This is a genomic window from Ornithinimicrobium murale (assembly GCF_003352835.1).
GTDB lineage: Bacteria > Actinomycetota > Actinomycetes > Actinomycetales > Dermatophilaceae > Ornithinicoccus > Ornithinicoccus muralis.
In genome coordinates this window covers 1-26,235 of the sequence record NZ_QLVD01000008.1, presented here as the reverse complement: position 1 = coordinate 26,235, position 26,235 = coordinate 1, and the positions used below count along the sequence as shown (strand labels likewise).

The 26,235-nt window shown below is 70.7% G+C and carries 24 protein-coding genes, 1 pseudogene and 1 riboswitch; of the genes and pseudogenes, 11 read left to right on the top strand and 14 right to left on the bottom strand.

What is annotated here, in order from left to right; translation table 11 throughout:
• Positions 1-27 precede the first annotated feature (27 nt).
• A complete protein-coding gene (locus DPQ65_RS02910; RefSeq protein WP_202862986.1) occupies positions 28-2,544 on the bottom strand; it encodes a DUF6351 family protein in 2,517 nt (838 codons plus the stop codon).
• 208 nt (positions 2,545-2,752) lie between these two features.
• Positions 2,753-3,304 carry a glycine cleavage system transcriptional repressor gene (locus DPQ65_RS02905; protein ID WP_238146646.1) on the bottom strand — a complete coding sequence of 184 codons (552 nt, stop codon included), beginning with the start codon at positions 3,302-3,304 and terminating at the stop codon, positions 2,753-2,755.
• A 39-nt stretch (positions 3,305-3,343) separates the two neighbouring features.
• Here DPQ65_RS02905 and DPQ65_RS02900 point away from each other — a divergent pair, with 39 nt between their 5' ends.
• Positions 3,344-3,781: a YdeI/OmpD-associated family protein gene (locus tag DPQ65_RS02900; protein WP_114905889.1), complete on the top strand. Its 438-nt coding sequence runs from the start codon at positions 3,344-3,346 to the stop codon at positions 3,779-3,781.
• Between the two features lie 12 nt (positions 3,782-3,793).
• Here DPQ65_RS02900 and DPQ65_RS02895 read toward each other — a convergent pair whose 3' ends face one another.
• Complete coding sequence (locus DPQ65_RS02895; RefSeq protein ID WP_238146645.1) at positions 3,794-4,579, bottom strand: helix-turn-helix domain-containing protein; 786 nt, start codon at positions 4,577-4,579, stop codon at positions 3,794-3,796.
• Between the two features lie 137 nt (positions 4,580-4,716).
• Here DPQ65_RS02895 and DPQ65_RS02890 point away from each other — a divergent pair, with 137 nt between their 5' ends.
• The 4 genes from DPQ65_RS02890 (at position 4,717) to DPQ65_RS02875 (ending at position 7,539) form a co-directional block, all read left to right on the top strand.
• The gene (locus tag DPQ65_RS02890) at positions 4,717-5,064 is read left to right on the top strand and encodes a DUF1330 domain-containing protein (protein WP_114905887.1); all 348 of its coding nucleotides are present in this window, start codon (positions 4,717-4,719) and stop codon (positions 5,062-5,064) included.
• A 155-nt stretch (positions 5,065-5,219) separates the two neighbouring features.
• Complete coding sequence (locus DPQ65_RS02885) at positions 5,220-6,050, top strand: amino acid ABC transporter substrate-binding protein (protein ID WP_114905886.1); 831 nt, start codon at positions 5,220-5,222, stop codon at positions 6,048-6,050.
• A gap of 51 nt (positions 6,051-6,101) precedes the next feature.
• Positions 6,102-6,773, top strand: coding sequence for an amino acid ABC transporter permease (locus DPQ65_RS02880; RefSeq protein ID WP_114905885.1), 672 nt, complete (start codon positions 6,102-6,104; stop codon positions 6,771-6,773).
• The gene (locus tag DPQ65_RS02875) at positions 6,763-7,539 is read left to right on the top strand and encodes an amino acid ABC transporter ATP-binding protein (RefSeq protein ID WP_114905884.1); all 777 of its coding nucleotides are present in this window, start codon (positions 6,763-6,765) and stop codon (positions 7,537-7,539) included. Before DPQ65_RS02880 ends, DPQ65_RS02875 begins: the two co-directional genes overlap by 11 nt.
• A gap of 40 nt (positions 7,540-7,579) precedes the next feature.
• On the opposite strand, the gene DPQ65_RS02870 is transcribed toward DPQ65_RS02875, so the two are convergent.
• From DPQ65_RS02870 to DPQ65_RS02845, 6 genes are all read right to left on the bottom strand, one after another.
• Entirely contained in the window at positions 7,580-8,845 is a 1,266-nt protein-coding gene (locus DPQ65_RS02870) for a cytochrome P450 (RefSeq protein ID WP_162801983.1), read from the bottom strand.
• Between the two features lie 94 nt (positions 8,846-8,939).
• Entirely contained in the window at positions 8,940-9,422 is a 483-nt protein-coding gene (gene ribH / locus DPQ65_RS02865; protein WP_114905882.1) for a 6,7-dimethyl-8-ribityllumazine synthase, read from the bottom strand.
• Positions 9,419-10,651 (bottom strand): 3,4-dihydroxy-2-butanone-4-phosphate synthase, encoded by a 1,233-nt coding sequence (ribB, locus tag DPQ65_RS02860; protein ID WP_114905881.1) that lies wholly within the window; start codon positions 10,649-10,651, stop codon positions 9,419-9,421. The genes ribH and ribB overlap by 4 nt, the downstream gene beginning before the upstream one ends.
• Positions 10,648-11,253: a riboflavin synthase gene (locus tag DPQ65_RS02855; RefSeq protein WP_114905880.1), complete on the bottom strand. Its 606-nt coding sequence runs from the start codon at positions 11,251-11,253 to the stop codon at positions 10,648-10,650. The genes ribB and DPQ65_RS02855 overlap by 4 nt, the downstream gene beginning before the upstream one ends.
• Before the next feature lie 3 nt (positions 11,254-11,256).
• A complete protein-coding gene (gene ribD, locus DPQ65_RS02850) occupies positions 11,257-12,288 on the bottom strand; it encodes a bifunctional diaminohydroxyphosphoribosylaminopyrimidine deaminase/5-amino-6-(5-phosphoribosylamino)uracil reductase RibD (RefSeq protein WP_114905879.1) in 1,032 nt (343 codons plus the stop codon).
• A 123-nt stretch (positions 12,289-12,411) separates the two neighbouring features.
• A riboswitch (FMN riboswitch) is annotated at positions 12,412-12,540 on the bottom strand.
• Positions 12,541-12,665: 125 nt separating this feature from the next.
• Positions 12,666-13,889, bottom strand: a complete 1,224-nt coding sequence (locus DPQ65_RS02845; protein ID WP_114905878.1) for a phage tail sheath subtilisin-like domain-containing protein — start codon at positions 13,887-13,889, stop codon at positions 12,666-12,668.
• A gap of 109 nt (positions 13,890-13,998) precedes the next feature.
• Here DPQ65_RS02845 and DPQ65_RS02840 point away from each other — a divergent pair, with 109 nt between their 5' ends.
• Both DPQ65_RS02840 and DPQ65_RS02835 read left to right on the top strand, forming a co-directional pair.
• The gene (locus DPQ65_RS02840) at positions 13,999-15,015 is read left to right on the top strand and encodes an LLM class flavin-dependent oxidoreductase (protein ID WP_114905877.1); all 1,017 of its coding nucleotides are present in this window, start codon (positions 13,999-14,001) and stop codon (positions 15,013-15,015) included.
• 82 nt (positions 15,016-15,097) lie between these two features.
• The gene (locus DPQ65_RS02835) at positions 15,098-16,624 is read left to right on the top strand and encodes an FAD-dependent oxidoreductase (protein WP_114905876.1); all 1,527 of its coding nucleotides are present in this window, start codon (positions 15,098-15,100) and stop codon (positions 16,622-16,624) included.
• Positions 16,625-16,642: 18 nt separating this feature from the next.
• On the opposite strand, the gene DPQ65_RS02830 is transcribed toward DPQ65_RS02835, so the two are convergent.
• Together DPQ65_RS02830 and DPQ65_RS02825 are read right to left on the bottom strand one after the other, a co-directional pair.
• Positions 16,643-17,044, bottom strand: a complete 402-nt coding sequence (locus DPQ65_RS02830; RefSeq protein ID WP_114905875.1) for a type II toxin-antitoxin system VapC family toxin — start codon at positions 17,042-17,044, stop codon at positions 16,643-16,645.
• On the bottom strand, positions 17,041-17,316 hold the full coding sequence (locus DPQ65_RS02825) for a FitA-like ribbon-helix-helix domain-containing protein (protein WP_114905874.1): 276 nt from the start codon (positions 17,314-17,316) through the stop codon (positions 17,041-17,043). The genes DPQ65_RS02830 and DPQ65_RS02825 overlap by 4 nt, the downstream gene beginning before the upstream one ends.
• A gap of 72 nt (positions 17,317-17,388) precedes the next feature.
• Here DPQ65_RS02825 and DPQ65_RS02820 point away from each other — a divergent pair, with 72 nt between their 5' ends.
• The 4 genes and pseudogenes from DPQ65_RS02820 (at position 17,389) to DPQ65_RS02805 (ending at position 19,419) form a co-directional block, all read left to right on the top strand.
• Positions 17,389-17,982, top strand: a complete 594-nt coding sequence (locus tag DPQ65_RS02820; RefSeq protein WP_238146643.1) for a GNAT family N-acetyltransferase — start codon at positions 17,389-17,391, stop codon at positions 17,980-17,982.
• A 91-nt stretch (positions 17,983-18,073) separates the two neighbouring features.
• Positions 18,074-18,597: pseudogene (locus tag DPQ65_RS02815) on the top strand (O-acetyl-ADP-ribose deacetylase).
• Between the two features lie 94 nt (positions 18,598-18,691).
• Positions 18,692-19,066, top strand: coding sequence for a YidH family protein (locus DPQ65_RS02810; protein ID WP_114905873.1), 375 nt, complete (start codon positions 18,692-18,694; stop codon positions 19,064-19,066).
• Complete coding sequence (locus DPQ65_RS02805) at positions 19,063-19,419, top strand: DUF202 domain-containing protein (RefSeq protein ID WP_238146642.1); 357 nt, start codon at positions 19,063-19,065, stop codon at positions 19,417-19,419. The genes DPQ65_RS02810 and DPQ65_RS02805 overlap by 4 nt, the downstream gene beginning before the upstream one ends.
• Before the next feature lie 166 nt (positions 19,420-19,585).
• Here DPQ65_RS02805 and DPQ65_RS02800 read toward each other — a convergent pair whose 3' ends face one another.
• From DPQ65_RS02800 to DPQ65_RS16260, 3 genes are all read right to left on the bottom strand, one after another.
• A complete protein-coding gene (locus DPQ65_RS02800; RefSeq protein ID WP_202862985.1) occupies positions 19,586-20,953 on the bottom strand; it encodes a dihydrolipoyl dehydrogenase family protein in 1,368 nt (455 codons plus the stop codon).
• A gap of 39 nt (positions 20,954-20,992) precedes the next feature.
• Positions 20,993-21,496, bottom strand: a complete 504-nt coding sequence (locus DPQ65_RS02795; protein ID WP_114905872.1) for a pyridoxamine 5'-phosphate oxidase family protein — start codon at positions 21,494-21,496, stop codon at positions 20,993-20,995.
• A gap of 155 nt (positions 21,497-21,651) precedes the next feature.
• The gene (locus DPQ65_RS16260; protein ID WP_114905871.1) at positions 21,652-26,049 is read right to left on the bottom strand and encodes a S8 family serine peptidase; all 4,398 of its coding nucleotides are present in this window, start codon (positions 26,047-26,049) and stop codon (positions 21,652-21,654) included.
• Positions 26,050-26,235: the final 186 nt, after the last annotated feature.

Here is a 26,235-nt window from a genome sequence, read left to right as displayed (position 1 = left end):
CGCGCGTGCCCGTGCGTGTCCCGTGGCCTACGGCGTGCGATGGCGTGGCTTGCCGGCGTCCGGGCGGGTGTAGTCGCACACGCCGCTCGGGAAGATCTCCTGCAGCCGGCTGACCTCGGACCTGGTCGGTTCCCAGTCGCCGTAGAGGCCCTGGTTGACAGCGCGCGCGACCGGCTGGGTCGTGCACTTCCACACTCCGCCCTCGTAGGGTCCGCCGGCAACGCGACGCGAGGACGAGTAGCTCGGGAACTGCTCCGTGCACGCACCGGGCGCGGCGTCGTCGAGCACGCCGTCCCAGACATCCTCGCCCGCGGCCAGGAGCGACCCGTCAGTCGCGAAACAGGAGTCGACGGCCTGCCCCGGCTTGTTGCCCGCGACCCCGAGCCCGGGATGAGCCTCGATATTGGCCATCCACTGGTCGATCACCGCGAAGGCCTGACCCGTCAGGTCGGCGGCCTCCTGGGGCCGGGCGTCCACGAACCAGATCACCTGGTTGGAGGCATCGCCGTCGACGTTGAGCATCCGCTGGCGCGTCGCGAAGGACTGCTGCGTGTTGTGCATATCGAGCTCGTCCTCGAGGTAGTGCCGCACGTCGATGATCGGGATGTCGATGTCGCCCTGGAACTGCATGCCCGAGGTGTAGAGGGCGCGGATCGCGGCCAGATCGCCCGCGGCGCGTGGTGCCGGCGTGAGACCGTCAGGGCTGAGGTCCATGTTGCGCGAGCTCCACGGGTCGAAGCTCGCCGGGCTGACGTCACCGACGAACGGGAAGCCCTCCTCGACCAGGTCCTTGGTGTCCTTCCAGCTGCCGACCTGGGCGTTGAGGTCCAGGAACTCCTCGGGAGAGATGACACCGTCGCGGAGGGCCTGGAGGCCGTACTGCACGCCGACGTTGTCCCAGGGCACGCGCGCGTTGCCGTCGGCATCGGTGCCGTAGATCGTGACCAGGTCACCCCAGTGCGTCCACTCCACGCCGTCGATGCCCTGCTCGAGCTGGTCCAGGTCGTCAACGTCGGTGAACGTCGGGTTGAGAGCCAGCGGGGTGAGTCCGAACCAGCCTGGCTTGCACTCCATCAGCGCGGGGCCCGGCGAGGACGGGTCGCGGTCCATGACCTGGTAGCCCAGAAGCCTCATCAGCTGGTAGAGCCCGTTCCACTGTGCGAGCTCCCCGGTGGAGAGATTCTGGGGGTGATCCGTCCCGTTCAGCCCGATGATCGTCTGCCTGACCTCGGGGTCCTTCCACTTGTCGTTGTCGCGGTCGGTCACATCGAAGTAGTGCTCGAGCAGCTCACAGTCGGCCACGTGGATGATCTGCGTGACCATGTCCGGGTAGGAGTACTGCGGGATGGCGGCATCGATGATGCCCGGGTGGTTCTGGGCGTAGATGTACTGCTGGATGGCGCCACCCGAGCCCCCGACGGCGACCGTGTAGTCCGGCACGCCGTACCGCTCGACGGCCCGTTCCTTGACCATGAGGGCAGTCTCACCGCCGACCTGGAGGTTGTAGTGCGTGCTCGTGCGGGTGCCACTGGACCACATCACGCCGTAGCCCAGACCCAGCAGGTCGGCCGGCAGCATCGCCCCGGTCGATGTGGTGCCTTGGGTGTGCCCGATCGCGACCCCGCCCTGAAAGCTGAACACGAGCCGGCGGTTCCACAGCGAGGGGTCCGGTGCGGCGCCCGGGTCGTCACCCACCGGCGCGAGCACGGCGATGCTGTAGATGAAGCGGTTGATCGTGCCGCGCTCCCACCGCACGACGAAGGGCACCTGCTGACCGTCGAGGGTCGTGGTCGTCGCGACATCGGTCGGCAGGTCGGACGGGTCGGCCAGCCACTTGAAGGACCCGTCGGTGCTGCCGTAGACGTAGCCGGTGCGGGTCTGCGTGGCGCAGTTGGCGCTCCAACCCACGATCTCGGCCTCGTCGGTCGGATAGCCTCGAGCGTCCTGTGGGTAGTCGCCGTTCTCGTCCTCCAGCGCCACTCTGATGCCCTGGCTGTCCTGGTTGTCCACGAGAGGCTGACCCAGCAGCCGCTGACCGCCGAAGGTGCCTCGGGCCGTGGTGCACACGAACGGCTGCTGCTGCGGTCCCGAGAAGATTGGGCCCTGCGTGGGGTGGTTCTCGAGCGTGACCGTGGCGGGGATGGCAAACGATCCACCCGGCCGGTTGCCCGACGCGGTTGCCTCGGCACGGAGTGTGTTGGTCCCGAGGTCGAGGCCGTCCACCAGGCCGACGAGCGTGCCCTCCTCGGTGAGGTCAAAGGTTGAAGTGATGTCGGTGCCGTTGAGGGCGACCCGCAGGTCATCCGGAGCGACCGAGTCAGGGCTCGTGATCTCTACGAGGGCGTCACCGCCGGTCACCTGGTCAGCCGCTCCGGAGAGCACTTCGATCGAGATCGCCCTGGGTGAGGCGGTCGCTTCGGTCGGGGCCTCCAGTGCGGCCCCCGGGGCGACCGTGGGCGGACTGCCCATCGAGCTGGCGGCCATCAGCAGACTGCCGATGACGGCGACGGGCAGGACGAAGGACAGGTGACGTCGGACGGGCATGGGCGCTCCTCGGAAAAGACCACACGAACTCTTCACGCGTGGGCGGAGCACCCCCGTGTCGACGCACCTACTGCTGAGCGCCACGTCCTCGGTCCCTGCAACCTAGCGCCCCGCCCAGCGGGTGTCCAGGGCATCCGCGCCCCGCCAGTGTGAGGGGCCGGCGCTGGTGGGTGGCGGCGCTGGTGGGTGGCGGCGCTGGGTCGGGCTGCTACGCCGGGTCCGGCACCTCGCCCCAGGACAGGCCCTCGCCGTCATCGAGCTGGATGTCGAGGCTTAGCTCGGTGGACACCTCGTCGAGGGCGGTGCGTAGGCCGGCGAGGTCGGTGTCCCCGGGGAGTCCGACCACGGCCAGTGCCTCAAACAGCCGGTCGCCGGTCATCGGCGCGTCACTGGTGGAGGTGTGGAGCTCACTGATGCTCAGCCCACGGTCCGCGAGCGCCCGGGTGACCTCGCGGACGATGCCGGGCTGGTCCTGACCGACGACGTGCAGACCGACCGGTTCCTCCGCCGAGCCCTGCACGCCGGTCGCGGCCTCGGAGACGTCGACGACCCCGATGTCGCTGAGTCCTCGCAGTGCCTCGGTGAGCTCCTCGACCCGCTCGGCGGCGACCTCGATCAGGACGGCACCGGCGAAGGTGCCGGCCAGGCGTCCCATCTGACTCTCCAACCAGTTGCCGCCGTGCTCGGCGACGGTGCTGGCGAGCTCGGCGACCAGGCCGGGCCGCTCATCGGCAATCACGCTGACCACGAGTGTGCGCATGTCTGGAGGCTACCGCTCCGGCGGCGCTAGTGTGACGGGATGCTCACCGTGCGGCAGACACTGGAAGCCATGGGCCCGGCGACGGCGCTCGTGCTCACCGACGAGCAGGTCGCTGAGCTCGGGTCCACCAAGAACCCACCGGTGGTCGTCACCATCGAGGGCGCTAGCCAACGGCTGCGCGTGGCCAGGATGGGTGGGCAGAACCTGATCGGGCTGTCCAAGGCCGCCCGCGCCGCGCTCGGCGTCGAGATCGGGCAGACGGTCACCGCCACCATCGAGCCCGACACGGCAGAGCGCACCGTCGACGTGCCGCCCGCGCTGACCGCCGCGCTGGAGGCACAGCCCGGCGCCGTCGAGGCTTTTGCCGCGCTGTCCTACTCCGCCCGCAAGGAGCACGCCCGCCAGGTCACCGACGCCAAGGCCGAGGCGACGCGGGACCGGCGGATCGCCAAGATCCTGGACAGCCTGCGCGGCTGAGGCCCCGGGCGGTCAACGACCAGTCGGGCTGGCCGCACGGTCACCGTCCGGCCCGAAAGTCTGGAGCAGCATCCGCCGGGTGGCCTCATCGGCCGGATAGAACGCCTCGATGGCCAGCTCCGAGAGAGTGACCTCGTGGGGCGTCCCGAAGACCGTTGTCGTCGAGACCAACGACAACACGTCGGCCCCCACCCGCAGGCGCAGCGGGACGAGCAGGCCAGGTGGCGGGTCTACTTGCGCGACAGGTGGTTCAGGACCCGTGGTGAACTCCTCGAGCAGCCCGGCCACGAGCGGGTCCGCGCTGACCCCCAGCTCATGGCGCAGTCGGTGGACCAGGTGCGCACGCCACTGGACGAGGTTGATGATCCGGGGAGCTAGGCCGGCCGGGTCCAGGCTCAGCCGGATGACATTGACTGGTGGCTCCAGGAGGTGGTCCGGCAGGCCCGCCAACAACCCGTAGGCCGCCTCGTTGGCGGCCACCAGGTCCCACCGCCGATCAACGACGAGCGCGGGGAAGGGCAGGTGCCCGGCCAGGATGCCCTCGATGGCCGTCGAGATGTGTGCCATCGGCGGGTCGTTCAGGGCGTGCTGCGGGTGGGCCGGCGCATGGCCCGCGGCCAGCAGCACCTGGTTCTGCTCGCGCAGCGGCACGGCCAACTGGTCACACAGCCGCAGCACCATGTCAACGGTCGGCCGGGACCGCCCGGTCTCCACGAAACTGACGTGGCGCGGTGAGACCTGGGCACGGTTCGCGAGCTCGAGCTGAGACAGCCGCCGCCGGTGCCGCCAGGTCCTCAAGAGTACCCCCGCCGTCGTCACATCTGCGGACCTTACCTGCGAGGTCATCGACTGTTCGACCGATTTCTCGTGGACTGGTCCCCTCGCCACGAGCGTGGCGAGGCAACCAGTTCACACAGCAATCAGAGGAGTTCCCCATGAGCCTTCCCGCCTACGCCATTGGCTACCTGCGCGAGGTGCGCTTCGGTGAGGAGATCGCGACCTACATGCAGCGGATCGACGCCACCCTCGCACCGTTCGGGGGCCACTTCCTCGTGCACGGCGGGGCGCTGTCCCCGCTCGAGGGAGAGTGGGACGGCGACATCATCATCATCGCCTTCCCGGACCGCGACTCGGCCCTGGCCTGGTACGGCTCCGCCGACTATCAGGAGCTGGTCCCGCTGCGCACCAGCAACTCCGAGGGCATCGTCACGGTGGTGGACGGAGTGCAGCCAGGACACCGGGCCACCGACAAGCTGGCCGAGGTCCGGGCGGCGACACCCTGACGGCACGGGAGGGCGCCAGGCGCACGGTTGATCCATAAGGTGTGATTTGGATAACCATTTCGCCATCTAGGGCATGGAGTGCTTCACTGAGCCGTTGACAGATCTGGCTATGACAGCCCGTCAACTCCCTCTCCGTCACCCCGAAGGACACTCTTATGGCCCCCCAGCGCGCCCTCCTGGCCACCCTGACCACCTCCGCCCTGATCCTCGCCGCCTGCTCAAGCGACGCCGGCGGCAGTGCTGGAGGCGGCGCCGACGGTGAGGGAGCGACCGACGGCAACGGGTCGGCATACGGCCTGGCTCAGGAGGGTGTCCTGGTCGTGGGCACCGAGGGCACCTACCGCCCGTTCAGCTACCACGAGGGCGGCAGCGGCGAGCTGGTCGGCTACGACATCGAGGTGGTCGAGGCCGTCGCCGAGAAGCTGGACCTGGAGATCGACTACCAGGAGACCCAGTGGGACGCGATCTTCGCCGGCCTGGAGGCCGGGCGCTTCGACGTGATCGCCAACCAGGTCTCGATCAACCCCCAGCGCGAGGAGAGCTACCTGTTCAGCACGCCCTACACGGTCTCCCCCGGCGTCATCGTGGTCCCCCAGGACACCAGCGACATCACCGGCCTGGCCGACCTCGAGGGCAAGACGACCGCACAGTCGCTGACCAGCAACTGGGGCACGATCGCTGAGGACGCGGGCGCCAACGTCGAAGCCATCGAGGGCTGGGCCCAGTCCGTCGCGCTGCTGGAGCAGGGCCGGGTCGACGCGACGGTCAACGACAAGCTGACCTTCCTGGACTACACCAAGGAGCACCCGGACAGCCCGATCAAGGTCGCTGCCGAGCTGGACGAGGCCTCGCTGAACGCCTTCGCCTTCGGCCAGGACAAGGGCGAGCTGGTCGCGGCCTTCGACGAGGCACTGGCCGAGCTGGAGGCCGACGGCACCCTCGCCGAGCTGGGCGAGAAGTACTTCGGCGCCGACGTCTCCAACTGACCCGCCGGTCCACGACCCGATCCGGCCCGACCCTGACCCGGCAACGACCTGATGTCTGACTCCGCGCAACTCTTCCTCGACTCCCTGTGGCCGATCGTCAGGGGCGGGCTCACCGGCACCATCCCGCTGGCGCTGTCCGCCTTCGCCATCGGGCTGGTGCTGGCGCTGATCGTGGCGCTGATGCGACTGTCGGCCAACCGGTGGGCGTCGTCGCTGGCTCGCGCCTATATCTCGGTGATCCGCGGCACGCCACTGCTGGTGCAGCTGTTCGTCATCTTCTATGGCCTCCCCTCGATCGGGGTGCTTATCGACCCGTGGCCCAGTGCGGTCGTCGCCTTCTCGCTCAACGTCGGCGGCTATGCGGCCGAGGTGATCCGCGCCGCGATCCTGTCGGTGCCCAAGGGGCAGTGGGAGGCGGGCTACACGATCGGCATGTCACGCAGCCAGTCCCTGCGCCGACTGATCCTCCCGCAGGCCGCGCGGGTGTCGGTGCCGCCGCTGAGCAACACCTTCATCTCCCTGGTCAAGGACACCTCACTGGCGTCGATGATCCTGGTGACCGAGCTGTTCCGCGAGGCGCAGAAGATCGCGGCGTTCAGCCAGGAGTTCATGCTGCTCTATCTCCAGGCCGCCCTGGTCTACTGGGTGTTCTGCCTGGTGCTGTCGATGGCGCAGGGCGCCCTGGAGACCCGATTGGATCGCTATGTCGCACATGGACACTGACCCGCTCCTGAGGGCCAGCGGCCTGCGCAAGAGCTTTGGGGACCTGGAGGTCCTGCACTCGATCGACCTCACGGTCCGCAAGGGTGAGGTCGTCGTGCTGATCGGCCCGAGCGGCTCGGGGAAGACGACGGTGCTCCGCTCGCTGAACGGGCTGGAGACTCCCGACGGCGGCCGGATCGAGTTCGCCGGCGGCCCGGACCTGGACTTCGCCGCTCCGCTGCGCAAGCGCGACCGGCTGGCCCTGCGGGACCGCTCGGCGATGGTCTTCCAGCAGCACAACCTGTTCCCCCACAAGACCGTGCTGCAAAACGTCATCGAGGGCCCGGTCCAGGTGCAGAAGGTGCCGAAGGCCCAGGCGATCGCCGAGGCTGAGGCCCTGCTGGACCGGGTGGGCCTGCGGGAGAAGCGGGACGTCTACCCCTTCCAGCTCTCCGGGGGCCAACAGCAGCGGGTCGGCATCGTCCGCGCCCTCGCGCTCAAGCCCCAGCTGCTGCTGTTCGACGAGCCGACCTCGGCCCTGGACCCCGAGCTGGTCGGCGACGTGCTGACCGTCATCAAGGAGCTCGCGGACGAGGGATGGACCATGGTCGTGGTCACCCACGAGCTGAGCTTTGCCCGGGCCGCGTCCGACGAGGTGCTCTTCATGGACGGCGGCGTCATCGTGGAGCGCTCCGCGCCACAGCAGATGTTCACCAACCCCCAGCACCGGCGCACCCGGCAGTTCCTGGACCGGATCCTCAACCCGCTGCACGAGCGCCAGGACTGAGCCGTCCCCGGCCCGGGTCACACAGTGGATCTGTGTCGGCTCACGCCTGCCTGATCAACATGCCGTCCCGGGGCCGCATCGCTGCGAAGGACGTGGCCCGCACCCGTTGCGGCTCGATGGTGAAGGGCCCGCGCGCGAGCAGCCGGGCGAACATGACGGTCAGCTCCGTCGTGGCCATCGCCGAGCCGATGCAGCGGTGGGCCCCGCCACCGAAGGGGAGGAACTCGTGCGGCGGGCGCTTGGGCTGCTCCAGCCAGCGCTGCGGGCGGAACTCCAGCGGGTCGGCGTACACGTCGGGATCGCGATGGGTGACATAGGGGCTGTAGATCAGCGTCGCTCCGGCCGGGATGCGGTGCCCCGCGAACTCGAAGCCCTCGGCGACGTAGCGCGCCGACAGTGCCGCCGGAGGATAGAGCCGCAGCGTCTCAGTGACCGCGGCCGACAGCAACGGGAGCTCGCGCAGCTGCTCGGCGGTCGGTGCCGCTCCCGCGGTGACGCCGGCCAGCTCCTCGCGCAGCTGGCCCTGCAGCTGCGCGTCGGCGCCGACACAGTGGACCAGCCAGCCCAGCGCACCACTGGTGGTCTCGTAGCCGGCCGCGATCAGCGAGACGACCTGGTCGCGCACCTCCAGGTCGGACAGTCCGGAGCCCTGGGCGTCGCGGCCGTGGGCCAGCGTGGACAGCACGTTGGACGCCTCGTCCGGGCCGACCTCGCGGGCCCGGGCGATCTCGGCGTAGACCACCTCATCGATGCGGTCCCGGGCCTGCACGGATCGCCGCCAGCGGGGTGTGCCCAGCCGCTCGTGCGCCGCGACCAGCTGGGGCCACAGGTTCACCAGGTCCAGCAGCGGCTGCAGGTCGCGCCCCATCGTGTCGGCCTGAGAGGCGATCTGGTTGCCGAACAGGGACCGCATCGTCGAGCGCCGGATGGCCGCCCGGAACAGCTCATAGGCGTCCCACGGCTCCCCGGCCGGCACGGAGTCCAGGGCCTCGTCGGCGGTCTGGGCCATGATCTGCACATAGTTGTTGATCTGCCGCTGGTGCAGACCGGGCCGCACCAGCGCACGTCGCCGCGTGTGGTCGGGACCGTCGGTGACGATCAGCGCGGTCTCCCCGTCGACCGGGATCAGCGCCTTGAACGCCTCCCGCACCCGGAAGAGTCGGTCGTTGCCGAAGATGAAGGCATTGGCGCCGGGCCCGATGAGATAGCTGTTGCGCACCGGCCGGACGCCCACCGTGAACGCCGGACCCTTGCGACGCGACCAGCGGATGATCAGCTCTGCCAGGGGAAGGGTGACGGTCTCCACCCTCGCGACCATAGGTGGGAGCGGCGAGGAAGGACACCGAGTTTCGTCCGGACCCCCGGGCGATATCGCTGGCTGCCCTCCCCAGCGGTCTGGGTCAGGCTGGTGCGGGGACCGCGCGCAGCGCCACGACGGTCGCGACGGCCGCGGTGGCGGCCTCGTGCCCCTTGTCCTCCGAGGAGTCGGGCAGCCCGGCGCGGTCCAGTGCCTGCTGCTCGTCGTCACAGGTCAGCACCCCGAAGCCGACGGGGACCCCGGTGTCGACGGCGACCCGGGTCAGCCCGTCCGTGGCCGCCGAGCAGACGTAGTCGAAGTGCGGCGTGCCGCCCCGGACCACGACGCCCAGTGCCACCAGCGCGTCATACTCCCCGGTCCTGGCCAGGCGCGCGCAGGCGACCGGCAGCTCGAAGCTGCCCGGCACCCGCACCTCCACGACGTCGCTCACCCCGGCCTCGGCCAGTCCGCGGCGGGCACCGTCGACCAGCCCGTCCATGATCGTGGTGTGCCAGGACGCGGCGACGACGGCGACCCGCAGCCCGGCGGCGTCGACGGTCAGGGTGGGTGCTCCGGCCTTGCTCATGCAGTGCTCCTCATGGTGGTGGGGGTGGGTATGCCGTGGGGCAGGTGTCCGAGCAGCTCCGCCTTGGTCCGGAGGTAGGCGTGCGACTCCGGTGGTGGCACGGTCCGGGAGGGCTCGGTCGCCCCGATGGTCAGGCCGCGTGCCTGCAGGGCGGCGGCCTTGTCGGGGTTGTGGGTGATCAGCCGCAGCGGCCGGTCCGCCAGGCCCAGGTCGTGCAGGATCGCCGCGCCGGCCGAGTAGTCCCGGGCATCGACCGGCAGGCCGAGCACGTGCTGGGCGGCGACGGTGTCGACCCCGGTGTCCTGCACGGCATACGCCCGCAGCTTGTCGATCAGGCCCACGCCGCGGCCCTCGTGGCCGCGCAGGTAGACCACGACGCCGCCCTCGGTGGCGACCCGGTCGAGCGCGTCGTGCAGCTGCGGGCCGCAGTCGCAGCGCCGCGAGCCGAGCGCCTCCCCGGTCAGGCACTCCGAGTGCAGGCGGACCAGGGGGCTGGGGCCCGGATCCGGCCGGCCCACCAGCGCGAGGTGCTCGACGCCGGTGACCAGGTCGCGGTAGCCGTGGACCGTGAGGTCGCCGTGCGCGGTGGGCAGCACGGTGCTGGCCTCGCGCCGGACTCCGTCGTGGACGAGCCGGTGCGCGACGAGGTCGGCGATCGTGATCACGGGCAGGTCGTGCTCCGCGCCGAGTGCCGCGACCTGCGGGCCGCGCAGCATCTCGCCCTCGTCGTCGACGAGCTCGGCGATCGCCGCGACGGGCGCCAGGCCGGCCAGTCGGCACAGGTCGACCGCGGCCTCGGTGTGACCGCGCCGGGTCAGGACCCCGCCGTCGCGAGCGCGCAACGGGACCACGTGGCCGGGGCGGCGCAGGTCGGCCGGCACCGTCCCGGGTGCGGCGAGCGTCCGCAACGTGTGGGCGCGGTCACCGGCGCTGATGCCGGTGGTGACGCCCGCCGCGGCGTCGACGGTCACGGTGTAGGCCGTGCGCAGCAGGTCCTCGTTCTGCTCGACCATGAGCGGGAGCCCGAGCCGGTCGGCCCACTCCCCCGGCATCGGCGCGCAGACGTAGCCCGAGCTGTGGCGGATCGTCCAGCCCAGCCAGGCCGCCGTCAGGTTCTCGGCCGCAAGGATGACGTCGCCCTCGTTCTCCCGGTCGGCATCGTCCAGCACCAGGACGGGCCGTCCGTCGCGCAGGGCGTCCAGTGCCTCGGGGATGCTGTGCAGCTTCATGACGTCACCGCCCCGCTGCCGGCGAGCATCGACTCGACGTACTTGGCCAGCACGTCGACCTCGACGTTGACCTCGTCGCCCGCCTGGCGCCGCCCCAGGGTGGTCAGTTCCAGCGTCGTGGGGATCAGGCTGACCGCGAAGGTGTCCTCGGTGACCCCGGAGACGGTGAGGGAGACGCCGTCGAGGGCGATCGAGCCCTTGAGGGCGACGTAGCGGCGCAGCTCCGGCGGCAGCGCGAAGGTCAGCACGTCCCACTTCTCGCCCGGCTCCCGGGAGAGCAGCGTGGTCGTGGCGTCCACGTGCCCCTGGACGATGTGCCCACCGAACCGTGCGTCGGCGCGCATCGCCCGCTCGAGGTTGACCGCGTCGCCGGCCTGCAGACGCCCCAGGCTGGAGTGGTTGAGGGTCTCGGCCATGACGTCGGCCGTGAAGCCGTCGGCGGTGTGGGTGGTAACGGTCAGGCAGACGCCGTTGACGGCGATCGAGTGACCGTGCTGGGCGTCACTGACCACGGTCGGCGCCTGGATCTCGATGACGCTCGAGTCGTGGCCGTCCGTGCGCTGGGTGAGGGTGCCGAGCTCCTCGACGATTCCGGTGAACATCTGTCAGTCCTCCTGGTGGTGGGGGCGTGGTGGGGTGAGCGGCACGAGGCGCAGCCGCAGGTCGGGGCCGACCCGGGCGACGTCGACGAGGTCGAGCCGTGCGGTGTCGGTGATGGTGGTGATGCCGAGGTCGGGGACGGCGGACGGTCCGGCGCCCAGCAGGGCGGGCGCGAGATAGACGAGCAGCTCGTCGACGCAGCCGGCGGCCCAGAAGGCTCCGGCCAGCGTCGGGCCACCCTCGAGCAGGACGGAGTGCACACCGCGCTCCGTCAGGGTGGCGAGCACCTCCACCGGGTCGTGGGTGCGCAGCTGCAGGGCCGGCGTCCCGCCGGAGGTGAGCCGTGCTCCCGGCGCCAGGTCGCTCGTCCCGACGACGACGCGCAGCGGCTGGTCAGCCAGCTCGGCGCCGTCCGGTCCCCGGGCGGTCAGCGCCGGGTCGTCGGTGCGGGCGGTCCCGGTGCCGACCACGATGGCACCCACCCGCGCGCGCAGGTCGTGACCGTCCTGCCGGGCCTGCGCCGAGGTGATCCAGCGGCTGGTCCCGTCGGCGGCGGCGACCCGCCCGTCCAGGGTGCTGGCGACCTTCCAGGTCACGTGGGGGCGCCCCAGGACCGCGGCGCGGGCCCAGTCGGCCACCAGCTCCGTCGCACCGGGGTGGTCCTGCTGCTCGACCGGCACGCCCTGCCCGGCCAGCCACGCCGCTCCCCCGGCGGCCCGCGCGGTGGGGTCCGCCACGGCATACACGACCCTGGCCACGCCGGCCTCGAGCAGTGCCTGGGCGCAGGGACCGGTGCGGCCGTGGTGGTTGCAGGGTTCGAGGGTGACGTAGGCCGTGGTGCCCCGGGCCCGCGGACCGGCTGCGGTGAGCGCGGCCACCTCGGCGTGCGGGGTGCCGGCACCGGCGTGGTGGCCCCTGGCGACGACCTGCCCGGCGGCGTCGACGAGGACGCAGCCGACGCGGGGGTTGGGGTCGCGGGCCGGCCCCTGGCGGGCGCAGGCGAGCGCCAGCTCGAGGTGCTCGGTGTGCGTGGTCACTGCGTCCGCTCCGTCCGGTGAAGGCTCCGGAGCAAACGTGGGAGACGCGAAGTACGCCAACAGCAGGACCCCGGCACTGCGTCAGGGTCCTCAGACCCGGACGCCGACGGTCCTTCGTCGACGTGCGCGCTGCCTCCCGTCCGGACTTTCACCGTCGGTCCCGGAGTTTCACCGAGTCAGCCGGCCGCTGGCTGCGGTCGGGTCGCGGACTGTCACCGCCGGTTCGGAATTACACCGACCCCGGAGCGCGTGTCGTGTGTGGCACTCTATCAACTCCCTGCCCCGCGGGCAGCCTGCCACCCACAACTCCGCAGCGGGCCGGGCCGACGACGGCGTCCTCGTGATCGGGACCGAAGGCACCTATCGCCCGTCCAGGTTCAGTCGCCCTCTGTCCGCCTGCCAAACAGCGCATCAGCCTCATCGAACAACAGCACCCGGTCAACCCGGCGGGCGTGCCCCAGGACCCTGTCGAGGTTCTTCTCGGTCTCGCCGATGCAGCGTGACACCGCAAACTCGGCAGGTCGGCTGATCGCCATCCCCCACTCCACGATCACCTGGCCGTTCGCAACGTCCTGCGCGGTCATCGTCTGGCCCAGGCCGCACTGCACGTAGTAGGCGCTCCGCGGCTGCTGCCCCTGCAGCGCGCCGGCCCGCCACAGGCCGTCCAGGAAAGCCTCCACCCCGCTGCGGATCCGCAGCCACAGGTCCTCGTCACCACCATCCTCGAAGACCATTCCTGCCAGTGCCTCCTGCACGCTGCGCTGGACGTGGTCCAGGAGGCGTCGCATCGGCAGATAGCGCTGCTGCGGCTCGGCCAGCGCAGTCGCGGCCAGGGTCCGCACGCCCCACACCAGGACACCTTGTTCACCGAAGTCGCGCAGCTCGTTCACACCCGCGAGCATCATCGCCTCGCCGCCACCTCGGTCCACCTCCTCGGTGAGCCCAGCGATGCCGTGCACCTGCGCGTTCTGCCCAGCCGCGGCCTTCCACACACCGCGCTCCCGGTCGGTGCGCGCGATCACCCCCGCCACGGCCCCCGCGGGCGGAACGGCCACTCCATCGACGACCACCCACGGGTGATAGGCCGCCGCCCGCTCCCGGTGCGCTCCGACCCCCGCGAGGTGGCCCTGCGCTGCCTCCCACGGGCCGTGCGGGAGGTCCAACAGCAGGACCGCGGAGTATGCCGAGGCGCTCGCGAGCGCCTCCGTCACCTGCTCGGTGTCCTCGGTGGTGATCCCGGGGAGCACGAGCACCGTGCACCCGGTTCCGTCGAGGGCGTGCATGCCCTCGACGACATCGGGGCCCTCCGTCCGCACCACCAGGGCGCTGGCCCCGCCGTTGGCGAAGAAGAGGTCGACCGCGTGCCCCAGGGGCCGCCGCGCGTCCAGGCTCGGCCCGAACCGGGCGTGGTGCTCGGCTGCGCTCGTCACCGTCACCGGCTCCCCCACCGGCCCTTCGTTGCACTCTCCGACGAAGGCGATCACGGTCCTCGGCAGCGCCTCGATGTGGAGGGCCGCAAGCCTCGGCACGTCCTCGATGTAGACCCCGGGGGTGCGCACGGCCTTCCGCGTCGGAACCGGGTTCTCGTCGTCGGGCGCCATGCCTCATTCAACTGCCCCCAACCGGTCCGGCACAAGGACGCACGGCCCGACCGCAGAGACACCCGGGTGCCTGAGGGAACAACTTCCGCGCCCAGCGGTTGTCATAGGCATGCCCTCGACGAACCGTGTGCCCCTGTCCGTCCTTGAACTGGTCCCCCGGTCGCAGGGCATGACACCTGCGGACGCCATGCAGCACTCGACCGCGCTGGCGACCCGACTGGACGAGCTGGGCTACCACCGGCTGTGGGTGGCCGAGCACCACGGCACGGAGTCCTTCATGTCCTCGGCCACCTCCCTGATCCTGGGGCACTTCGCCAACCACACCCACGGCATACGGCTGGGGTCCGGTGGCGTGATGCTGCCCAACCACTCCCCCCTGATGGTCGCCGAGTACTACGGCACCCTGGCCACCCTGCACGGCGACCGGTTCGACCTCGGGCTGGGCCGCGCACCCGGCACCGACCCCCTCACCGCGGCCGCGCTGGCCCGCAGCGCCAGCGGCCTCAACGACTTCGCGGGCAACGTCCTGGACCTGGTCAGCTACCTCGGCGAGGGCAACACCACCCGGGTGCGTGCCCTGCCCGGTGAGGGCACCAACGTGCCGATCTGGATGCTGGGCTCCTCCACCGGTGGCGCGCAGGTCGCCGCGGCCCTCGGGCTACCCTTCAGTTTCGCCAGTCACTTTGCGCCGCAACAGATGCGGGAGGCCCTGGCGGTCTATCGCGAGCGCTTCAACGCCGACGCCGAGACCGCCCAGGTGGACAAGCCGACCGTGATGGCCGGCATCAACGTGCTGGTCGCGCCGTCTGAGGCCGAGGCGCACTACCTGTTCACCACCGCCCAGCAGATGGTTGCCGCCATCCGCACCGGCGGCTCCGCGCCGCTGGCTCCCCCGGTGGACGACCTCAGCACGGTCGTGCCGGAGGGGCTGCTGTCGATGATCTCCGAGTTCCACTCGGTCAAGGCCGTCGGTGACCCCTCGCAGGTCGTGCCGCAGCTCGAGGAGTTCGCCGCGGCCTACGAGCTGGACGAGCTGATCGTCACGACCTACACCCACGACCCGGCCATGCGGCGACGCTCCTTCGAGCTGCTCGCCGAGGCGTGGGGCATCACTCCCCGGACCTGACCGGCTGTCGGCAAGGGCCACCGCCTCGGGTGGCAGTCCCTCCTCCTCCACCACATGATGGAAGAGACCCCAGGAGGCACCCATGCTCGATCTCCCGACGCCAGAATCCTTGTGGCACAGCGACACCGAGACGCCAGACCGCCAGGGTCAGGCGCCACCCCACAGTGACGTCCTGGTGGTCGGCGCAGGGATCGCCGGACTGACCACGGCCTGCCTGCTGGCCCGCGCGGGCCGCGGCGTGACCGTGGTGGAGTCGCGTCACGTGGGAGCCGGGGTCACCGGCAACACCACGGCGAAGGTCACCGCACAGCACGGTCTGCACTACGCGGCCCTCGGTGGGGAGCGCGCCATGCGGTATGCCGAGGCTCAGGTCCGCGCGCTGGACTGGGTTGCGCAGGGGGCCGGGTCAGCCACCGACGCCTGCGGCTTCGAGCGTCGGGACTCCTTCGTCTACACCACACGCGCGGACCGGCGCGACGACCTGGCCCGCGAGGCGGAGGCGATGCAGTTGGCGGGACTGACCGACACCGAGCTGCTCGACGACCTGGACCTGCCCTTCGACGTGGCCGCCGCGGTCCGGCTGCCGGACCAGGCCCAGTTCCACCCGCAGCGCTGGCTGTTGCACCTGGCCGAGCAGGTCGAGGCCGCAGGAGGGCAGGTCCTCGAGGGGGTGGCGGTCCTCAATGTCCACGACGGGCACAACGGGCACCTCCTGGTCGACACCGCGACCGGCAGCGCGGCGGCGAGTGAGGTGCGCAGCGTCTCCGCCGAGCACGTGGTGGTCGCCACGCACTACCCGATCCTGGATCGAGCCCTGTTCTTCACCCGCCTCGGACAGACCCGGGACCTGGTGGTGAGCGGCCCGGTCCAGGGCACCGCCCCACGGGGCGTCTATCTCGACGCGGATGCCGGCTACTCACTGCGGACCCCGCCGGGCGCCACAGACCGGCTCATCATCGGGGGCGGCCAGCACGCACCGGGCACCCGACCCGACCAGGAGCGGTGCTTCGCCGAGCTAGCCGAGTGGGCGCAGGACCAGGTCGGGCTCCGGGAGGTGTCCCACCGGTGGGCGGCCCACGACCTGACCACACCGGATGGCGTGCCCTACGTCGGCCGCTACCTCCCGGGCAGCAGCAACCTGTGGGTGGCCACCGGCTTCAACTTGTGGGGCATGACCAACGGGACCGCCGCCGGGCTGCTGCTGCATGATCTGATCACCGACCAGGCCGACCCTGCGCAGGCTGACCTGATGAGCCCGAGCCGGGTGTCGGCCGACGTCGTCACCGGCGCGGTCAGGGACCAGGTCAAAGCGGGGTCACACCTGGTCAGCGGGCTGGCACGCGCCGTGACCTCCGGTGACGACGCAGCCGATCTGGCGGACGGTGAGGGTCGGGTGCGCCACGTCGGCACCCGCGCGGTGGCCAGCTATCGCGACGAGGACGGTCTGCTGCACGAGGTGTCCGCCAACTGCACACACCTGGGGTGCGTGGTGCAGTTCAACAACGCCGAGCGCACCTGGGACTGTCCGTGCCACGGCTCCCGCTTCAGCATCAACGGCAACGTGCTGAACGGTCCGGCCACGGACCCGCTGGAACCCTTCGAACCCTGACACCTCGTCCTCCCGCCGTCACGCAGGCAGTGCCAGTCTGATCGGGCACCGAATGGTCGAAGCCTGCGCCAGGCGGGCCTCAGCAGTCACCAGAGCACAGTCCAGAGCCTCCGCCAGCGCGACATAGGCAGCGTCATAGCCGGACACGTTGTGCCGAAGTTGCCACATCCTCACCAGCAGGCTCCGCGCCGGCACGAGGTCGAGGACCATCGACCCCAGGGCAGACACCGCATCCCGGGCACGAGCGTCGGTGAGCTGACCCCCGAGCCACTGACCCCGCACAGCGGAGAAGACCTCGGCGACACAGTGATCAGGGGCCGCCCAGTGAGAGTCGCGGCGTAGCTCCGACCGGGCCTTCCTGCCAAGGTCACCATCATCAGCCAGGGCGTTGGTCAGCGCCGAGGCGTCAACAACGATCACTCGCGCGTGCCGTCCTCGTGGGTCTCCAGCAGCCTGATCGTGCGTTGGGACCTCGCGCGATCAAGTGCAACAGTCGCCTCCTCACGCGGCACCTGAGACCCGTCGGCACGGGCCTCGAAACGATCGAGCAACTCCAGGTTCCTCGCGCGCTCGGCCTCCTCAGTCACCAGCCTCAGGAGCAGTGCCTGCAGCGACTGTCCCCGGGCTGCTGCCTGTTCCCGCAGAACTCGCCGGACACCCTCGGGCACATCACGTATCTGGAGGGCCACCATGCATGTATTTTACATGCATGGTGGCCGGAAAGGGGGTGGCCGTCCACAGGCATCGCCTGGGACAGTGAGGGTGTGACCACCCCCGATGCAACCTTCGCCGACAAGCCGACCCTCACCGGGGGTCTGGTGACCCTGCGCCCGGTGGAGCCGGCTGACATCCCGGTGATGGTCGGCATACTCGCCGATCCCGACGTCATCCGCCTGACCGGCAGCGCGCACAGCTCCACCGAGGTCGAGCACGAGGCGAGCCCGGACCTGTCGCGCCTGCTGCAGTGGTACTCCACGCGCAACGAGCAGACCGACCGGCTCGATCTGATGGTCGTGGACAACGCCAGTGGTCAGGTCGTCGGCGAGGTCGTGCTCAACGAGTGGGACCAGGGCAGCCGCACCTGCAACTACCGCACCCTCTTCGGGCCGGCCGGGCGCGACCGCGGCCTGGGCAGCGAGGCGACGCGGCTGCTGATCGACTACGCCTTTGCCCACCTGCCGCTGCACCGCATCGACCTGGAGGTCTATGCCTTCAACCCGCGGGCCCAGCGCGTCTATGAGAAGGCGGGGTTCGTCGTGGAGGGGACCCGCCGCGAGGCCCTGGAGTTCGACGGCGAGCGCGTCGACGCAATCATCATGGGACAGCTGCGCAGCGACTGGGAAGCGGCCCGGGGCTGACCCCGGGTTCACCCTGGGGCTCCCTCTCACGGCACCCGTCGAGGCCCCCTGTTCCAGGTGGCGGGAACTGCCCCCTTGGCATGATGGTGGCATGACCGACATCGAGGCGATCGAGGGCGATATCACCACCCAGGGGGTGGAGGCGATCGTCAACGCCGCCAACGCGCTGCTGCTCGGAGGTGGTGGCGTCGACGGCGCGATCCATGCCGCTGCCGGACCGGCTCTCCTGGAGGAGTGTCGACGACTGCGCGCCGGACGATGGCACGACGGCCTCCCGGTCGGCGAGGCCGTGGCGACCGGCGCCGGCGACCTGCCGGCACGGTGGGTGATCCACACGGTCGGGCCGACCGGCACCGCGGTCAGACCGACCCGGCCCTGTTGGCCAGCTGCTTCACCCGCAGCCTGGAGGTCGCCGCCGACGTGGGTGCGCGTTCAGTCGCCTTCCCCGCCGTGTCCGCAGGCGTCTACGGCTGGGACGCCCACGAGGTGGCGACCATCGCCGTGACCACCGTGCGCGCCTGGGTTGCCGACCACCCGGGTGACCTCGACCTGGTGCGGTTCTTGCTCTTCGGCCCAGCCGTGCACCAGGCTTTCGTGGACGCGCTCGCCGACTGACGGCATACCGCGGCGTTGCGTGCGCCGCCCCAGCGGCGCTGGCAGGGTCCACCCCTGTGGTCGTCGTGAGCGGGAACGTGGTGGACTGGCACCTATGGACGATCGGAGTTGGCTCGCGCGGCGGCTGCTGCCCGGCGGCGCCGAGCCGGACCCGCGCTTCTCGCTGGCCAACGAGCGGACCTTCCTGGCCTGGATCCGAACCGCGCTGGCTCTGCTGGCCGGCGGCATCGCGGTCGAGGCGTTCGCGGTCGGCATCTTCGAGCCGACCGTCCGCAAGGGCATCGCCGTCCTGCTCATCCTGCTCGGCATGTTCGTCAGCGGTGGCGCGTTCATGCGCTGGCTCGGCGTCGAACGTGCCGTGCGACACGGCCGGCCACTGCCGCTGCCCCTGATCGCGCCCGTGCTGGGGGTGGTGGGTGCGGTCAGCGCCATCGTGCTGGTGGTCTTCATCCTCACCCAGGCACCGTGACCTGGCGTCCCCGTCCGCCGGTCCGCGCCACCACGGCCGCGGACCTGGATCGCGGTCTGCAGCCGGAGCGGACCACCCTGAGCTGGGGTCGCACCAGCATGGCCATGGTGTCGGTGAGTGCGATCTTCCTGCGGTGGACTCCGCACTACGGGCTGATGATCCTCGCCCTGCCGGCGCTCACGCTGGTCTGTGCCCTGGCCATCACCGCCACGCACAACCACCGGACCAACGACAGTGTGCGCGGCATCCACTCCGAGGCCCTGGAGGTGCGCCCGGGCGAGCTGCTCGCACTGGTGGCCCTGCTGATCGCCGTCGGGGGCGCCGGGCTGACGCTGGTGCTCCTGGCGCCGTAGCGACGGCCTGCCCGCCCCTGCACGACACCACCGCACCTCCACACCTCCACACCCAACGTCGTGCACAACCGGGCACCCCTGCCCGCCCCCGCACGACACCCCCGCACCTCCACACCCAACGTCGTGCACAACCGGGCACCCCTGCCCGCCCCTGCACGACACCCCGTCAGTCGCGGGGCGTGGCTAGCACCTCGTTGAGCGCCTCGGTGCTCGAGGGGTGCGTCCAGATGCCGTCGAGCAGGTCCTGGTGGGTCGTGCCGGTGCGGATCGCCAGTGCGACCAGGTTGACCAGCTCCTGGGCGTCGACGGTGTGCAGGGCCGCCCCGAGCAGCTCATCGCTCTCGCGGTCGACCACGAACTTGATCAGCCCGTGGGTCTCCCCCAGCGTCTTGGGCCGGGGCATGACGGCAATCTTCGCGACCGGCTTGGCATAGACCTCGAAGCCGTGTCCTGCCCCGGCAGCCTCGGCCTCGGACAGCCCGACACGGCCCAGGGGCGGCGTGGTGAAGATGGTCGTCGGCACAGCGACCCGGTCCGCGCGGGACCGGGTGCCGTCACCGGTGATTTGGGAGAGCACGATGCGGTGGTCGTCATAGGAGATGTAGGTCTGCTGCGGGCCGCCGTTGACGTCCCCGACCGCCCACACCCCGTCGGCGCTGGTCCCCAGGGTGTCGTCCACCACGACCTCACCCCGCTCCCCGACCTCGACCCCGGCCAGCTCCAGACCCAGCCCGGCAGTCGCCGGGACCCGCCCCACCGCCACCAGCACAGCGTCGGCGACCACGGCCTCCCCCGTCGTCCGCACGGTGACCGTGGCACCGTCGTCCTCCAGGGCGGTGGCCTCCACGCCGGTGGCGATGTGCACGCCCTGGTCCGCCAAGGCCTCGCGAACCGAGTCGGCGACATCCTCGTCCTCGCCACGCAGGATCCGCTCGCCGCGCTCCAGGAGGGTCACCTCGCTGCCGAACTGCGCGAACATGCTGGCGAACTCCAGGGCGACCGGTCCGCCCCCGACGATGGCCAGCCGCGCCGGGAACGGGTCGACGTGCTGGATCGAGGTCGAGTCGTGCACCCGGGGCCCGTCGGCCCCCGGCACCTGCAGGGGTCGCGGCACCGCTCCGGTGTTGAGGATGACGGTGTCCGCGGCGATCTCCAGCTCGTCGGCGCCGCCGGTGACCCGCACCTGGCGCGGGCCGGTGAAGGTGGCCGCGGCGCCGACGACCAGGCGGACCTGGTCCACCGGCTCGAGCATGGCCCGGTTAGCGGCGTTGAGCCTGTCGATCAGGGTGTCCCTGCGCTCGACCGCGTCGCGGGAGTAGGCCGCGGCGTCGTCCTGCTCGCGCCGCACCTCGGCGCTGTGGACCAGTGCCTTGGTCGGGACGCACCCGATGTTGATGCAGGTGCCGCCGATCATGTCGGCGGTCTGCTCGACCAGGGTCACGCTCCGCCCGGCTCGTCCGAGCACGCCAGCGAGGGTCTTGCCGGCCTTGCCCCAACCGATCACCAGGATGTCGGTGTGCAGCGTCTGCGTCATGGCGCTGACGCTACTGGCCCGCGAGCGGCCCGCGCGAGGTCAGCCCGGCGCGGTCCCCACGGTGCCGTAGCCCACGAACCAGCTCGGCTCCACGCGATACATCCTGATGTCGTCGCTCCACGTCGTCGGGTCGGAGCCGTAGTGGGCCGTCCAGTGCGCGATCGTCTCCTCCCACGCCTGGTCCTCGGGAGAGAGTCGGACCACCTGCCCGTGGCAGAAGATGCCGAGACGCTCCCCGTCGACGTGCGCGAGGCTGACGGCGGGCCGGGTCTCCAGATGTTTCGCCTTGGCGGCGCGGCCGTCCGTGCCGAACGTCCACCGTCCGTGGAGAAAGTGGCCGTCCACGGCGCTGACCCGCGGCTCACCGCGCGCCGTGACGGTCGCCAGGCTGAGCACCTTCATGCCCTCCAGGGCCGCGACGACGGTGGCGGCATCGAGGCGATGCTCACCGCTCACGATCTCACGCAGGTGGGGTGTGGCGTCGCCGTGCGAGACGTCCATCAGCTCCTGCAGCGCCGCCATCTCCTCCGGTGTCTCCTTCACCCGTTGACCTCCTCGGGAAGCTCGTTCATGACAAATCGAGGCTAGCCCGGGGCACCGACAGCCCGGCGGGATGCCCGGGCCGCAGCGGAGGACGTCGCGACCGCTGGTCTGCCGCCCAGGTGGCAGGCAGACCAGCGGTCGGGAGCACGGTCAGGTCACAGGTCTGCGCACTGTCCGGACTGCCGGCCCTCCACCGCGTTGGGACGGTCGTCGTTGGTCGGCGGCGGGGTGTTGCCCCGACAGGTCAGGGCACCGTCGATCGTGTTGTCCGCCAGCAGGATCGGCACCTCACCGGTGCTGTTGCGGTCCAGCGTCGTGGCCCCACCGATGGTGTTGCCGTCGACCGTGACCACACCGGTGCCACCCCGCAGGGTCAGCGGTCCGTTGACCACCGAGTCGGTGACCTGGACACCGCCGGCCCCGTTGCCGGAGAGCGGGCCCTCGATGGTGACGTCATCGGCATACAGGCTGCCGCCGCGGGCGGTCACCGGTCCGGCCACCTGAGCACCGGCCGCGAGGCAGGTCAGGCCGCTGCTGACGGTGACCGGGCCGTTGTGCACACCCTCGATCGTGGTGTCACAGGACTGGCCGGTGACGGTCATCGTGACGACGACCGGCACATAGGGAGTGGCCGGGTCGTCGCTGCTGACACAGAGGTTGGCCGTGTAGTCACCGGCCGCCAGGCCCGTGCTGTCCAGCAGCACCCGGACACCGGACTCCTGGCCGCGGGCGGTCTGCCCGGAGGCCGGGTCGACGTCCAGCCAGGCGACCTCGCCGGGCGTCTGGCACGGCATCAGGTCCGGGATCTGGATCTCGGAGATGAAGCGCGCCCGGCCGGACTCCACCTCGGGCTCGACCGTGCCGTCACGGCCGACCTCGAAGACGCCGTCCTCGGTGGCCGCGAGCAGGTTGCCGTTGCCCAGCGGGTGGACGCCCGCATAGGACGTCGACCCCGGGACCGTCCAGCCCTCGAGCAGCTCGCCGTCGGCGCTGAACTCATAGACACCCCGGTCGAGGAAGTCACGACCACTGAACAGGTTGGCGACCAGGAGGGTGCCCTCGTCGGTCTCGACCATCTGCTCGGGCCAGCGCATCTGTGTGCTGAAGGTCCCGTTGGCCGTCGTCCCGCCCGGGCTGTAGGAGTGGATGGCCTGACTGCCGCTGGCGGACACCAGGACGTCATCGGCCCGGAAGGTCACGAACCAGGGGCCGTCCAGCCCGCCCAGCTCAGGCTCGATAAAGTGGCCGAGGTAGTTGCCCTCGGCATCGAGCTCGACCACCGAGTTGGCGTTGTCGCCGCTGGCAACCGTCACCAGCAGGGTCCCCTCGGGGGACCAGGCCATGCCGCGGATGTTCTGCATGACCGTGCGGTCCTCGCCCTCGGCGCTCGGGGCGAAGTAGCCCACGAAGTTGCCGTCCAGGTCATACTCCGTGATCACGTTGCGCACCTGGTCCGAGAGCAGGAACCCGGTCCCGTCGGCGTTCAGCAGGGCGTGGCTCGGGGTGTAGAGCGTGCTGTCGGCGTGGTCGAAGTGCGGGATGAACTCCGGGTCCAGCAGCGTGCCGTCCTCGGCGTCGAAGGCCATGACCCCGCGAGCGTCGCGGGAGGAGTTCGGCACCAGCAGCAGGCCCTCGCGCAGCTGCTCGATGCGCTCCTCGGAGGGCCCCGCCTCCGGGTCCTCGAAGGTCCAGTCCAGCACGCCGTAGCCCTCGTTGCCGATGGTCAGCGGCTCGGAGGTCACCGTGCCGGCCGGCTGGGTCGCCGAGACGTCCCCGGCGCTCACCGCGATCACCGGGATCTCGACGACCTCGAGCGCGAGCGCCACCGTGGCGACCGGGGTGTGCGGGTCGTTGCTGGCCAGGCACAGGCTCGCGGCATAGTCGCCGCCGGTCATGTCCGAGGAGTCGAAGGAGACCGCGACCTCCTGGGACTCCCCCGCGGCGAGCGTGCCGGAGGCCGGCTCGACGGAGACCCATGCCGGGAGGGTGCAGTCACCGTCCTGGGTGAGGGACCACTCCATCGGGGCGCCGCCCTCGTTGCTGACGGTGACTTGGTGCGCCTCCTGCTCATCGACCCCCAGGAGCGAGGAGAGCTCGGCCTGCTCGAGGACCATCTGCGCCTCGCCCTTGACCAGCACGACGGGGTAGTGGACGTCGGCGATCTCGGCCCCACCGGAGTGGGTTCCCTCGGTGGTCACCTGGACGTCACCGAACAGGGCCTCGCCACCCACCAGGGAGCTGACGTCGGCCGTGACGGTGATGGTCTGGGTGGCGCCGGGCTCGATGGTGAAGGTGGCCGGCTCGACCGTCATGGACACGCCCTCGGGGGGAGTGACCGAGGTGCTGTATGCCGTGGCCACGTCCGCGACGTTCGTCACCTCACGCGTCCACGAGCAGGTGCCCAGGCAGTTCTGGTCGACGAAGGCGGGCAGGTTCAGGGTCTTGGGGTCGCCACCCAGGTCAGGGTCGGCGGCCTGGAAGTCCGCGACCGACTCATCCATGACCAGCCCGACCCGTCCGGCAGCGTCCAGGTCCAGCAGACCCGACCCCACGTCATACGGATCGGCCGGGGTCACACCGTCGTCCTTGATCATGCCCTCGGGGTCGGCGGTGGACGCCAGCGCGGAGCGGATCTGGGCCGGTGACCAGTCCGGGTGCAGGCCGCGCAGCAGGGCGCCGGCCCCGGCACCGTGCGGGGAGGACATCGAGGTGCCCTGCATGAACTCATAGGTGGCGGTCTCGGTGTCCGAGGCCATCGTCGCGGCCAGGATGTTGCGTCCCGGCGCGGCGAAGGTGGGGGCCAGCAGGTCGAACTCGCTGGGCCCGCGGGAGCTGAAGTCGGCCACCATGGTGGACCACGCATCGGTCATCGTCAGGACGCTGCCGCTGTCCAGGACCGAGGTGGTGCCCGGGTTGGCGACGACGAACTCGCGCAGCGCCACGCCCTCCCCGTTGGCCAGCATGACGGCCGGGATGTCCGTGCTCTCCAGCCCGCCCATGACAACGGGCGGCCCGGGGAACTGGTTGACCATGATGACGCCGACGGCGCCCGCGTCGGCGGCGTTGTCGACCTTGACCGCGAAGTTGCACCCGCCACGCTCGAGGAGCGCCAGCGCACCGTCGAACACCGCCGCGGGGAAGTCCTCACACGCTCCGCCGTTGCCCGGGTCGACCACGGAGGCCTCCCGCAGCTCGGCCTCGATCGGGCTGGTCACGCCCGGACCCGAGCCGGGCACACCGGCCAGGCCGGTGAGCTCCTCGGGCACGGGGGTCGGGCCGGTCACCGAGACGTCGTGGGCGATCAGGCGGGGGCTGTTGGTCGCGGCCACCGCAGCGTTCCAGGGCGCGGTCTTGGCGACCGTGCCGACACCGGGGCCGTCGTTGCCGGCCGAGGCCGCGACATAGATGCCGGACTCGTAGGCCGCCAGGAAGGCCAGGTCGACCGAGTTGCCCCACGGGTTGTCGGGGCCGGAGATCGAGTAGTTGAGCACGTCGGTGCCGTCGATGATGGCCTGTTCGACGGCCGCGACGCTGGCCGTCGAGCTGCACAGGAAGCTGCAGACCTTGTAGGAGATGACGTTGGCGTGGGGGGCGACACCCGAGACGGGGAGCTCATAGGTGTCGGCGCCGACGTCGAAGACCGCCGTGTGCTGGTTGCCGGCCATGGTGGAGCCGGTGTGGCTGCCGTGACCGTTGTCGTCGGTGGCGCTGAACGTGCCGGTGAAGTTGTGGACGCCGATCAGCTTGTCGTTGCAGATGTCCTCGTGGTTCGGGTCGTCCGGTGCACAGACGCCGACGTAGGTGCCGGCACCGTAGGGGTTGGTGTGCGTGTAGCCCTCCCCGTCGGTCGCGGCGAACGAGGGGTGGTCGGGGTTGACACCGGTGTCGAGCATCCCCACGATGACACCCTCACCGAGGGTGCCCACGTCCTGCCCGGTCTCACCGGCCCAGATCGCGGGGCTGTTGATGATCTCGTTGCTGACGTCGGTGTCCAGCTCCCACTGCTGGTCCGGCTCGACCGCCGCGATGCCGGGCAGGCCGACCAGGGCGGCTGCCTCCTCGGCGCTGAGCTCGAGGCTGAAGCCGTTGAGGGCGTGCGTGTAGCTGTCGGCGACCTCGACGTCCCGGGCCAGGAGAGACTCGATCTGCAGCCCCGCCTCCTCCTGGAGCTCGGCGAGGTGCTGCAGGTAGGCCTCGCTGTCGTCGCTGGTGACGTCCAGGTCGGAGCGCCCCGTCGCCTGCGGGCTGGTCGCGGCCAGGCCGTCGACACCGCCCCGATAGGTCGTCAGCGGCGCCTGTTCCAGGCGGATGATGTAGAGCCCGGTCGCGGACTCGGGCATCTCCTCGGCGGCGGGGGTCGTCCCCGTCGTCCGGGAGGAGACCTCCGGGGCCGTGGACGCGGGGCCGGCTGTCGGCATACTGCCGTGGCTGGCTGGGTCATCGGTGACGTCGTCGACGACGCGGGACTGGGCGATCTGCGGGCCGGCGATCGTCACTCCCAGGGCAAGGGCGAGGGATGCGGCGACTCTGCCGCGATTTCGAGGGGTTGGCATGGAGCGGACGTTAGGCCGACTCCCAGCCTCGAACAACCCCCAAATGGTCAGGAGTCATCGACATTTTCTGGCTCTTCTGACTCACCTGTGGGTGTTCTGAGGGTGCCTGGGTAGGGCGCACGCCGTTCCCTGCATAGGTTTCTGAGCTGTCAAGGAACAGAAGCCAGTGGTCAGGAGAACGGCGTG

Coding starts and splice junctions, on each gene's coding strand:
- DPQ65_RS02910 (WP_202862986.1), bottom strand. CDS start 2,544: ATGCCCGTCCGACGTCACCTGTCCTTCGTCCTGCCCGTCGCCGTCATC.
- DPQ65_RS02905 (WP_238146646.1), bottom strand. CDS start 3,304: ATGCGCACACTCGTGGTCAGCGTGATTGCCGATGAGCGGCCCGGCCTG.
- DPQ65_RS02900 (WP_114905889.1), top strand. CDS start 3,344: ATGCTCACCGTGCGGCAGACACTGGAAGCCATGGGCCCGGCGACGGCG.
- DPQ65_RS02890 (WP_114905887.1), top strand. CDS start 4,717: ATGAGCCTTCCCGCCTACGCCATTGGCTACCTGCGCGAGGTGCGCTTC.
- DPQ65_RS02885 (WP_114905886.1), top strand. CDS start 5,220: ATGGCCCCCCAGCGCGCCCTCCTGGCCACCCTGACCACCTCCGCCCTG.
- DPQ65_RS02880 (WP_114905885.1), top strand. CDS start 6,102: ATGTCTGACTCCGCGCAACTCTTCCTCGACTCCCTGTGGCCGATCGTC.
- DPQ65_RS02875 (WP_114905884.1), top strand. CDS start 6,763: ATGGACACTGACCCGCTCCTGAGGGCCAGCGGCCTGCGCAAGAGCTTT.
- ribH (WP_114905882.1), bottom strand. CDS start 9,422: ATGAGCAAGGCCGGAGCACCCACCCTGACCGTCGACGCCGCCGGGCTG.
- ribB (WP_114905881.1), bottom strand. CDS start 10,651: ATGAAGCTGCACAGCATCCCCGAGGCACTGGACGCCCTGCGCGACGGA.
- DPQ65_RS02855 (WP_114905880.1), bottom strand. CDS start 11,253: ATGTTCACCGGAATCGTCGAGGAGCTCGGCACCCTCACCCAGCGCACG.
- DPQ65_RS02845 (WP_114905878.1), bottom strand. CDS start 13,889: ATGGCGCCCGACGACGAGAACCCGGTTCCGACGCGGAAGGCCGTGCGC.
- DPQ65_RS02840 (WP_114905877.1), top strand. CDS start 13,999: ATGCCCTCGACGAACCGTGTGCCCCTGTCCGTCCTTGAACTGGTCCCC.
- DPQ65_RS02835 (WP_114905876.1), top strand. CDS start 15,098: ATGCTCGATCTCCCGACGCCAGAATCCTTGTGGCACAGCGACACCGAG.
- DPQ65_RS02825 (WP_114905874.1), bottom strand. CDS start 17,316: ATGGTGGCCCTCCAGATACGTGATGTGCCCGAGGGTGTCCGGCGAGTT.
- DPQ65_RS02810 (WP_114905873.1), top strand. CDS start 18,692: ATGGACGATCGGAGTTGGCTCGCGCGGCGGCTGCTGCCCGGCGGCGCC.
- DPQ65_RS02800 (WP_202862985.1), bottom strand. CDS start 20,953: ATGACGCAGACGCTGCACACCGACATCCTGGTGATCGGTTGGGGCAAG.
- DPQ65_RS16260 (WP_114905871.1), bottom strand. CDS start 26,049: ATGCCAACCCCTCGAAATCGCGGCAGAGTCGCCGCATCCCTCGCCCTT.